The 8,042-nt window shown below is 58.7% G+C and carries 9 protein-coding genes and 2 pseudogenes; 9 read left to right on the forward strand and 2 right to left on the reverse strand.

Features of this window, described 5'->3' with window-relative positions; all coding sequences use genetic code 11:
* Together ACPW75_RS25730 and repC are read left to right on the forward strand one after the other, a co-directional pair.
* A complete protein-coding gene (locus tag ACPW75_RS25730) occupies positions 1–843 on the forward strand; it encodes a helicase RepA family protein (protein ID WP_172750892.1) in 843 nt (280 codons plus the stop codon).
* Positions 827–1,696 (forward strand): replication protein C, IncQ-type, encoded by an 870-nt coding sequence (gene repC, locus ACPW75_RS25735; protein ID WP_161623023.1) that lies wholly within the window; start codon positions 827–829, stop codon positions 1,694–1,696. The genes ACPW75_RS25730 and repC overlap by 17 nt, the downstream gene beginning before the upstream one ends.
* A 576-nt stretch (positions 1,697–2,272) precedes the next feature.
* Here the strand turns inward: repC and ACPW75_RS25740 are convergent.
* Positions 2,273–2,596: pseudogene (locus ACPW75_RS25740) on the reverse strand (DUF4158 domain-containing protein); the annotation flags it as partial.
* 162 nt (positions 2,597–2,758) lie between these two features.
* Here ACPW75_RS25740 and ACPW75_RS25745 point away from each other — a divergent pair.
* Both ACPW75_RS25745 and ACPW75_RS25750 read left to right on the forward strand, forming a co-directional pair.
* The gene (locus ACPW75_RS25745) at positions 2,759–3,316 is read left to right on the forward strand and encodes a recombinase family protein (protein WP_001217881.1); all 558 of its coding nucleotides are present in this window, start codon (positions 2,759–2,761) and stop codon (positions 3,314–3,316) included.
* 308 nt (positions 3,317–3,624) lie between these two features.
* The gene (locus ACPW75_RS25750; RefSeq protein ID WP_004199234.1) at positions 3,625–4,506 is read left to right on the forward strand and encodes a carbapenem-hydrolyzing class A beta-lactamase KPC-2; all 882 of its coding nucleotides are present in this window, start codon (positions 3,625–3,627) and stop codon (positions 4,504–4,506) included.
* Between the two features lie 401 nt (positions 4,507–4,907).
* Here the strand turns inward: ACPW75_RS25750 and ACPW75_RS25755 are convergent, their stop codons facing one another.
* Complete coding sequence (locus tag ACPW75_RS25755) at positions 4,908–5,186, reverse strand: mobilization protein (RefSeq protein ID WP_173782130.1); 279 nt, start codon at positions 5,184–5,186, stop codon at positions 4,908–4,910.
* Positions 5,187–5,387: 201 nt separating this feature from the next.
* Here ACPW75_RS25755 and ACPW75_RS25760 point away from each other — a divergent pair.
* From ACPW75_RS25760 to urfF, 5 genes and pseudogenes are all read left to right on the forward strand, one after another.
* A pseudogene (locus tag ACPW75_RS25760) lies at positions 5,388–6,029 on the forward strand (MobA/MobL family protein); the annotation flags it as partial.
* 106 nt (positions 6,030–6,135) lie between these two features.
* On the forward strand, positions 6,136–6,546 hold the full coding sequence (locus ACPW75_RS25765) for an IncQ-type mobilization protein MobB (protein ID WP_064762629.1): 411 nt from the start codon (positions 6,136–6,138) through the stop codon (positions 6,544–6,546).
* Positions 6,522–7,493, forward strand: coding sequence for a DNA-primase RepB domain-containing protein (locus ACPW75_RS25770; protein ID WP_341932796.1), 972 nt, complete (start codon positions 6,522–6,524; stop codon positions 7,491–7,493). The genes ACPW75_RS25765 and ACPW75_RS25770 overlap by 25 nt, the downstream gene beginning before the upstream one ends.
* A gap of 61 nt (positions 7,494–7,554) precedes the next feature.
* Positions 7,555–7,809 (forward strand): hypothetical protein, encoded by a 255-nt coding sequence (locus ACPW75_RS25775; RefSeq protein WP_055314639.1) that lies wholly within the window; start codon positions 7,555–7,557, stop codon positions 7,807–7,809.
* The gene (gene urfF, locus ACPW75_RS25780; RefSeq protein WP_012658782.1) at positions 7,806–8,012 is read left to right on the forward strand and encodes a plasmid repression protein F; all 207 of its coding nucleotides are present in this window, start codon (positions 7,806–7,808) and stop codon (positions 8,010–8,012) included. The genes ACPW75_RS25775 and urfF overlap by 4 nt, the downstream gene beginning before the upstream one ends.
* Positions 8,013–8,042: the final 30 nt, after the last annotated feature.

Consider the following 8,042-nt stretch of genomic DNA (forward strand, 5'->3'; position numbering starts at 1 on the left):
ATGGCTACCCATAAGCCTATCGACATTCTGGCGAGCTTCACAGAGCTACCGCCGCCGATTGACTACGTACTGCCCAACATGGTGGCCGGCACCGTGGGGGCGCTGGTGTCCCCCGGTGGAGCTGGTAAGTCCATGCTGGCCCTGCAACTGGCCGCACAGATTGCGGGCGGGCCGGATCTGCTGGAGGTGGGCGAGCTGCCGACAGGCCGAGTGATCTACCTGCCCGCAGAAGACCCACCAGTTGCCATCCATCACCGCCTGCACGCCCTTGGGGCGCACCTCAGTGCCGAGGAACGGCAAGCCGTGGCTGACGGCCTACTGATCCAGCCGCTGATCGGCAACCTGCCCAACATCATGGCCCCGGCGTGGTTCGACGGCATGATGAAAGCCGCCGAGGGCAGACGCCTGATGGTGCTGGACACGCTCAGGCGCTTCCACATCGAGGAGGAGAACGCCTCCGGGCCTATGGCCCAAGTCATCGGACGCATGGAAGCCATCGCCGCCGAGACAGGGTGCTCGATCATCTTCTTGCACCATGCCAGCAAGGGCGCGGCGATGATGGGCGCAGGCGACCAGCAGCAGGCTAGCAGGGGATCGTCCGTGCTGGTGGATAACATCCGCTGGCAGTCCTACCTGTCCGGCATGACGGCCGCCGAGGCCGAGGAATGGGGCGTGGACGACTCACAGCGGCCCTATTTCGTGCGCTACGGCGTGAGCAAGGCCAACTATGGGGCACCGTTCAAAGACCGCTGGTTCAGGCGGCATGACGGCGGGGTACTCAAGCCCGCCGTGCTGGAAAAGCAGCGCAAGAGCAAGGGGGTGTCTGATGGCTACGCTGGTTGAGCACAGGGGCGGGGACGTTGATCATGCCCGCCACGACCCCGCTTTAGCGCTGGTGTCGCTGTTCCGGCCCGTGTGCCGTGGCCGCCGTCCGGGCGGCCTGACAATCGAGCATGAGCATAACGGGTTGCGCCTCAAGTTTAATATTTGGCAGGCGCTCGATAGTCGCGATCAGTCTGTTTTGCTCGGTGCTATTGGGCTGGCCGGTATGCTGGCCGCGGTGGGCGAAACTAACGGTTTAGGGGCCGAGGTTGAACACCCGCGAGGCCAACAGCTATGGCTTGATCTCAAGCCAGAAGAAAGCGCCGTGATGGATAAAGCCATAGTGGTCAAAACAACTCGGTACGCGCTTCTACAAGCTGCGGGGATGGATGATCAGGGCAAAAGTTACGATAGGCTTGAAGATTGTCTTGAACGCCTCAGCATGGTGGGCTGTCGTGCCCGAAAGGATGGCTATGACTGGTCAATGCGCCTGCTGTCCTATGCCGAAACCCCAGAGGGCCAAATTCATATTGCCCTTAACCCTCGCTTTGCCGAAGCGCTGTCCGGGCATCATGTGCATGTATCACTGATTGAGCGCCGCGAGCTGCACAGCGACACCGCTCAGCTTACCCATGCCTGGCTGTCAGCATGGTTGCGGCAAGGGAACAGTAACAGCATCCGGCTCGACCGACTGGCTGAGAAGGTTTGGGGGCCGCCCAGCAAGGCCGCAGCCACCAACCGGAAGCGCCGTGAGCGCATCGGTAAGGCGCTGAATGAGATCAGCAAGCTGCACGGCTGGAATGTGAAAATCGAAGGGCGTGGGGCTGCTGCGAAAGTCACGATTAAGCGCCCGCTACTGATCGAACAAAGCTAGTCCCAGCCAAACGGTCACGGCCTACCGTTTTAACGGTCACGTTCTACCGTTTTAACGGTCACGCTCTACCGTTTTAACGGTCACGTTTTCACTTCTGAAAAATCGCTGTAAGCCGCGCCACCACTGGCTTACAGCGATTCGCCAAAAAACCGTACTAAGATATTACTAAGAATATCTAGGGCCGAAGGCCCCTAGATGGGCCTTCAACCCAACCGCAATATGCCCGGCCAGAGGCCGGATAGTTGGTCTATTCGCTGCGCTAAGCTACACACCGCCCCCACCGCTGCGCGGCAGGGGGAAAGGCGGGCTTTGCCCGCTAAACCCCACACCAACCCCCGCAGGAAGTCGCTGGAGCGCTTTTAGCCGCTTTAGCGGCCTTTACCCCTACCCGAAGGGTGGGGGCGGTGTGTAGCCCCGCAGGGAGGCGTTTTAGGGGCTTCTGCGCAGTCCGTGCAAAGCAACTTCCTCTCTGCCCTGCTTCGCGGGTCGAGGGCATGAGGGCCACAGTTCATCGTGCAGATCTTTGTATCCGGGTCGAATGCCGCCAGTTCTGCCGGGTCAGCACGGCGCCAGTCACAGCGCTGCATGCTCACGGCGGGTATTTTCCCTCTGACCGTATTCTGCAAGAACGGTGATATCACGAATCCCGAGCTGTCTGGCGGTAAAATGCCGGACGCCGGAAGGAATATGATTCATATCGGTGAGGAAGGTGCCCAGAAAACGGACACATCCAATTTGCAGGGCAATGCCCAGACGGTTGTGATCACCTCTGCTTTTTCCGATAAATTCCTTGTCTGCTTCATCAAGGTGAAAATATCGTGCCAGCTGAAGCTCATCCGGTTCACCGGTGAATCTGCCATAGCTTTCAGTCTGCTCAGTGGTCAGAAAGTCAACGGGCATATAGGCCTCCCTGCCTTACGGGCATTTAGTAACATTTTTGCAACCGTCCGAAATGTTATAAATTATCAGACATAGTAAAACGGCTTCGTTTGAGTGTCCATTAAATCGTCATTTTGGCATAATAGACACATCGTGTCTGATATTCGATTTAAGGTACATTTTATGCGAATTTTTGGTTATGCGCGGGTCTCAACCAGCCAGCAGTCCCTCGATATTCAGATCAGAGCGCTCAAAGATGCAGGGGTAAAAGCTAACCGCATCTTTACCGACAAGGCATCCGGCAGTTCAACAGATCGGGAAGGGCTGGATTTGCTGAGGATGAAGGTGGAGGAAGGTGATGTCATTCTGGTGAAGAAGCTCGACCGTCTTGGCCGCGACACCGCCGACATGATCCAACTGATAAAAGAGTTTGATGCTCAGGGTGTCGCGGTTCGGTTTATTGACGACGGGATCAGTACCGACGGTGATATGGGGCAAATGGTGGTCACCATCCTGTCGGCTGTGGCACAAGCTGAACGCCGGAGGATCCTAGAGCGCACGAATGAGGGCCGACAGGAAGCAAAGCTGAAAGGAATCAAATTTGGCCGCAGGCGTACCGTGGACAGGAACGTCGTGCTGACGCTTCATCAGAAGGGCACTGGTGCAACGGAAATTGCTCATCAGCTCAGTATTGCCCGCTCCACGGTTTATAAAATTCTTGAAGACGAAAGGGCCTCGTGATACGCCTATTTTTATAGGTTAATGTCATGATAATAATGGTTTCTTAGACGTCAGGTGGCACTTTTCGGGGAAATGTGCGCGGAACCCCTATTTGTTTATTTTTCTAAATACATTCAAATATGTATCCGCTCATGAGACAATAACCCTGATAAATGCTTCAATAATATTGAAAAAGGAAGAGTATGAGTATTCAACATTTCCGTTGAGTTTTCGTTCCACTGAGCGTCAGACCCCTAATCCCAGCTGTAGCGGCCTGATTACATCCGGCCGCTACACCTAGCTCCACCTTCAAACAAGGAATATCGTTGATGTCACTGTATCGCCGTCTAGTTCTGCTGTCTTGTCTCTCATGGCCGCTGGCTGGCTTTTCTGCCACCGCGCTGACCAACCTCGTCGCGGAACCATTCGCTAAACTCGAACAGGACTTTGGCGGCTCCATCGGTGTGTACGCGATGGATACCGGCTCAGGCGCAACTGTAAGTTACCGCGCTGAGGAGCGCTTCCCACTGTGCAGCTCATTCAAGGGCTTTCTTGCTGCCGCTGTGCTGGCTCGCAGCCAGCAGCAGGCCGGCTTGCTGGACACACCCATCCGTTACGGCAAAAATGCGCTGGTTCCGTGGTCACCCATCTCGGAAAAATATCTGACAACAGGCATGACGGTGGCGGAGCTGTCCGCGGCCGCCGTGCAATACAGTGATAACGCCGCCGCCAATTTGTTGCTGAAGGAGTTGGGCGGCCCGGCCGGGCTGACGGCCTTCATGCGCTCTATCGGCGATACCACGTTCCGTCTGGACCGCTGGGAGCTGGAGCTGAACTCCGCCATCCCAGGCGATGCGCGCGATACCTCATCGCCGCGCGCCGTGACGGAAAGCTTACAAAAACTGACACTGGGCTCTGCACTGGCTGCGCCGCAGCGGCAGCAGTTTGTTGATTGGCTAAAGGGAAACACGACCGGCAACCACCGCATCCGCGCGGCGGTGCCGGCAGACTGGGCAGTCGGAGACAAAACCGGAACCTGCGGAGTGTATGGCACGGCAAATGACTATGCCGTCGTCTGGCCCACTGGGCGCGCACCTATTGTGTTGGCCGTCTACACCCGGGCGCCTAACAAGGATGACAAGCACAGCGAGGCCGTCATCGCCGCTGCGGCTAGACTCGCGCTCGAGGGATTGGGCGTCAACGGGCAGTAAGGCTCTGAAAATCATCTATTGGCCCACCACCGCCGCCCTTGCGGGCGGCATGGATTACCAACCACTGTCACATTTAGGCTAGGAGTCTGCGCGGCAGAGCCGTGTGACCGGTTTTCTGTAGAGCACTGACGATGGCGGCGGCGCTCTCTGCAATTGGCAAGGCGTCGGCGCCAAGGATACGGGGTGTGAAGCCCAACGGTACGGTTTCGTACGTTAAGCATTAAATCAAACAGTTAGAACGGTATGACGCTTAGGTAGACCCTACGGTCACTGGTAAAAAGCACCCCAAAATCAGGATATGACATAACCTATGTGTCACTACTGGCTGTGTCATGACTTAAATGACATGCTTGTTTTTTGTTAGCGTACGTTTTCGTTCCATTGGGCGTCACACCCCTCACTCACCCTTGCACCTGTGGTTTTGGCTGTATGGGCGGGAGTCCGAACAGCGCCCGGTCGTGGTCGCGTTCTAGATAGCTGTCCATGGCCTCTATCAGCTTTTGCTCAGGCCATTCACCGCTCTGCACCTTACCCATCATCCACGCACCGACCAGCACCTTGCGCCTCGTCTCGTTCTTGCGCTCCTGCTGCTGCTCCCTTGCCCGTACCCGTTGTATCTCGGCGTTGATCCGTGCCCGTTGCTCTTCCAGCTTGGCGAGCCGTTCCGCTGCTTTTGTCATGTTGACAGTCCACTTGGTTATGTGCTTGCCATCATGCTATCATCGGAGCACAGACGCTGCAAACCCCGACCGTCATTCTGACGGGAGGGCGCACTTACCGGTTTCTCTGCGAGAAACTGCCCTTCGGGCACCCCTTCGGGGCTGTGCGCTCTCCGAGGGCCATTGCATGGAGCCGAAAAGCAAAAGCAACAGCGAGGCAGCATGGCGATTTATCACCTTACGGCGAAAACCGGCAGCAGGTCGGGCGGCCAATCGGCCAAGGCCAAGGCCGACTACATCCAGCGCGAAGGCAAGTATGCCCGCGACATGGATGAAGTCTTGCACGCCGAATCCGGGCACATGCCGGAGTTCGTCGAGCGGCCCGCCGACTACTGGGATGCCGCCGACCTGCATGAACGCGCCAATGGGCGGCTGTTCAAGGAGGTCGAATTTGCCCTGCCGGTCGAGCTGACCCTCGACCAGCAGAAGGCGCTGGCGTCCGAGTTCGCCCAGCACCTGACCGGTGCCGAACGTCTGCCGTATACGCTGGCGATCCATGCCGGTGACGGCGAGAACCCCCATTGCCACCTGATGATCTCCGAGCGCAAGAACGACGGCGTTCAGCGCCCGGCTGACCAGTGGTTCAAGCGGTACAACGACAAACAGCCAGAGCGGGGCGGGGCGCAGAAGTCCGAAAGCCTGAAGCCCAAGGCATGGCTTGAGCAGACCCGCGAGGCATGGAGCCACCACGCCAACCGCGCCCTTGAACGGGCCGGGCACGAGGCCCGCATTGACCACCGCACCCTTGAGGCGCAGGGCATCGAGCGCCTGCCGGGCATCCACCTTGGCCCCCACGTGGTGGAGATGGAGGGCCGGGGCATCCGCACCGAGCGGGCCGACACCGCCCTATCCATCGACACGGCCAACGGCCAGATCATCGACCTACAAGAATACCGGGAGGCCATCGAGCATGAGCGCGATAGACAGAGTGAGGAAATCCAGAGGGATCAACGAGTTAGCGGCAGAGATAGAGCCGTTGGCCCAGAGCATGGCGACACTGGCGGACGAAGCCCGGCAGCGGATCGCCGAGGTACAGCAGGCCAGCGAGGAGCAGGCCGCGAGCTGGACGAGCCAGCAACAGCAAGCCATGAGCGCATGGCAGGAGGCAGCCAAGGACATGAGGACAGCCGCCGGGGAGCTGACCACGGCCAGCCAGACGGCCCGGAGCGCCGCCCGTGGCTGGACGTGGCGGCTATGGGTAGGAGTCTTGATCGCTTCCGTGACGCCTATTCTGGTGCTGCTGATCGCATCATGGCTTTGGCTGGAGCCGCACGTAATCGAGCAACAGGGGGGCATATGGCTGATTTTCAAGCTCAGGTGAAAAGTGATCGCACCGCGCAGGCCATCGCTAGACAGCTCAAGGCCATGGGCTGTGACCGGTACGACATTGGCATACGGGACGCCGCCAGCGGCAAGATGATGAACCGGGAATGGACACCGCAGGAAGTGCAGCAGAACGCCGACTGGCTCAAGCGCATGAATGCCCAGGGCAATGATATTTACATCCGCCCTGCCGAGCAGGCCCGGCATGGTCTTGTGCTGGTGGATGACCTCAGCAGCGACGATCTGGACGCCATGAAGCAGGAGGGCCGGGAGCCTGCCGCCATCATCGAGACCAGCCCGAAGAACTATCAGGCATGGGTGAAGGTGGCGCAGGACGCCCCAGCAGTTCACAGGGGCGTGATAGCCCGCGAGCTGGCCCGCGAGTATGACGCCGACCCGGCAAGCGCCGACAGCCGCCACTATGGCCGTCTGGCGGGCTTTACCAACCGCAAGGACAAGCACACCAGCCGCACCGGCTATCAGCCGTGGGTGCTGTGCCGGGAGTCCAGCGGCCAGATCGCCACCGCAGGGCCGGAGCTGATGCAGCAGGCCGGGCAGGTGCTTGACAGCATCGAGCGCCGACAGGAGAAGGCCCGCAGGCTGGAAGGCATCGAGGCCGGGCCAAAACCCAGCTATCGCCGTGACGCCGTGGACGACTACCGCAGCGAAATGGCCGGGCTGATCAAGCGGTACGGTGACGACCTCAGTAGGTGCGATTTCATCGCCGCTATGAAGTTGGCAAGCAATGGCCGGGAGCCGGACGAAATTGCCAAGGCCATGGCCGAGGCCAGTCCTGCAATCATGGATCGTAAGGCGGGCCATGAAGCTGATTACATTCAGCGCACGTTGCAGAAGGTGATGGAGCTGCCGCAAGTGCAGGAGGCCCGCGCCGAGCTAGCGAAACAGGCGGAGAAAGAGCAGTACCAAGCGCCGTCATTAGGATAAAACACTTGCATTAGCGCTAATGCTTGTTATAAAGTTAGCTCTAACGGAAAAGGAGCAGGTTATGAAAATCGAAATAGAACTACATGACAGCGTAGCGGCAGAGTTGGCCTACATTGTGGAGCTTCACAAAGAACACGGCGCAGCTAACGCACAGGATAGCGTTGAGGCGCTACTGGCCTATGTGGCATCAGCCATAGCGGCTGGCAGCCGGAGGCCGGGGGCGTGGGAGCGTACCTGTCTTGATATGATGGGATTGGTTGCCAACACCGACGAGCATCACTACTACCGCTCTGATTACGGAAGACCTGAGGCATGAAAGACCAACACGACAAGCGTACCGGCAACCTGCTGGCCACCCCTAACGCTATACGACAGGCCCGCTTTGCCGAGCAGCAGCGAGCCATGGGCCGTAAGGCACGGAAGATTTGGGCCACAGACGCAGAGGCCGAGGCGCTGCGTCTGTACATAGAGGAACTTAGGGCGGCGCAGGACGGGGAGAACAGCCCCGCCAGCGCCTGACCATCAACCGCCTGCAAAGGAGGCAAATCA

The sequence above is a fragment of the Aeromonas sp. FL131 genome, assembly GCF_049860615.1.
In the GTDB taxonomy this organism is placed as follows: domain Bacteria; phylum Pseudomonadota; class Gammaproteobacteria; order Enterobacterales; family Aeromonadaceae; genus Aeromonas; species Aeromonas hydrophila.

Bases quoted from the DNA above. Each gene is read 5' to 3' on its own strand.
- ACPW75_RS25750 (WP_004199234.1), top strand. From the start codon at position 3,625: ATGTCACTGTATCGCCGTCTAGTTCTGCTGTCTTGTCTCTCATGGCCG.
- ACPW75_RS25775 (WP_055314639.1), top strand. From the start codon at position 7,555: ATGAAAATCGAAATAGAACTACATGACAGCGTAGCGGCAGAGTTGGCC.
- ACPW75_RS25765 (WP_064762629.1), top strand. From the start codon at position 6,136: ATGAGCGCGATAGACAGAGTGAGGAAATCCAGAGGGATCAACGAGTTA.
- urfF (WP_012658782.1), top strand. From the start codon at position 7,806: ATGAAAGACCAACACGACAAGCGTACCGGCAACCTGCTGGCCACCCCT.
- ACPW75_RS25730 (WP_172750892.1), top strand. From the start codon at position 1: ATGGCTACCCATAAGCCTATCGACATTCTGGCGAGCTTCACAGAGCTA.
- ACPW75_RS25755 (WP_173782130.1), bottom strand. From the start codon at position 5,186: ATGACAAAAGCAGCGGAACGGCTCGCCAAGCTGGAAGAGCAACGGGCA.
- ACPW75_RS25745 (WP_001217881.1), top strand. From the start codon at position 2,759: ATGCGAATTTTTGGTTATGCGCGGGTCTCAACCAGCCAGCAGTCCCTC.
- ACPW75_RS25770 (WP_341932796.1), top strand. From the start codon at position 6,522: ATGGCTGATTTTCAAGCTCAGGTGAAAAGTGATCGCACCGCGCAGGCC.
- repC (WP_161623023.1), top strand. From the start codon at position 827: ATGGCTACGCTGGTTGAGCACAGGGGCGGGGACGTTGATCATGCCCGC.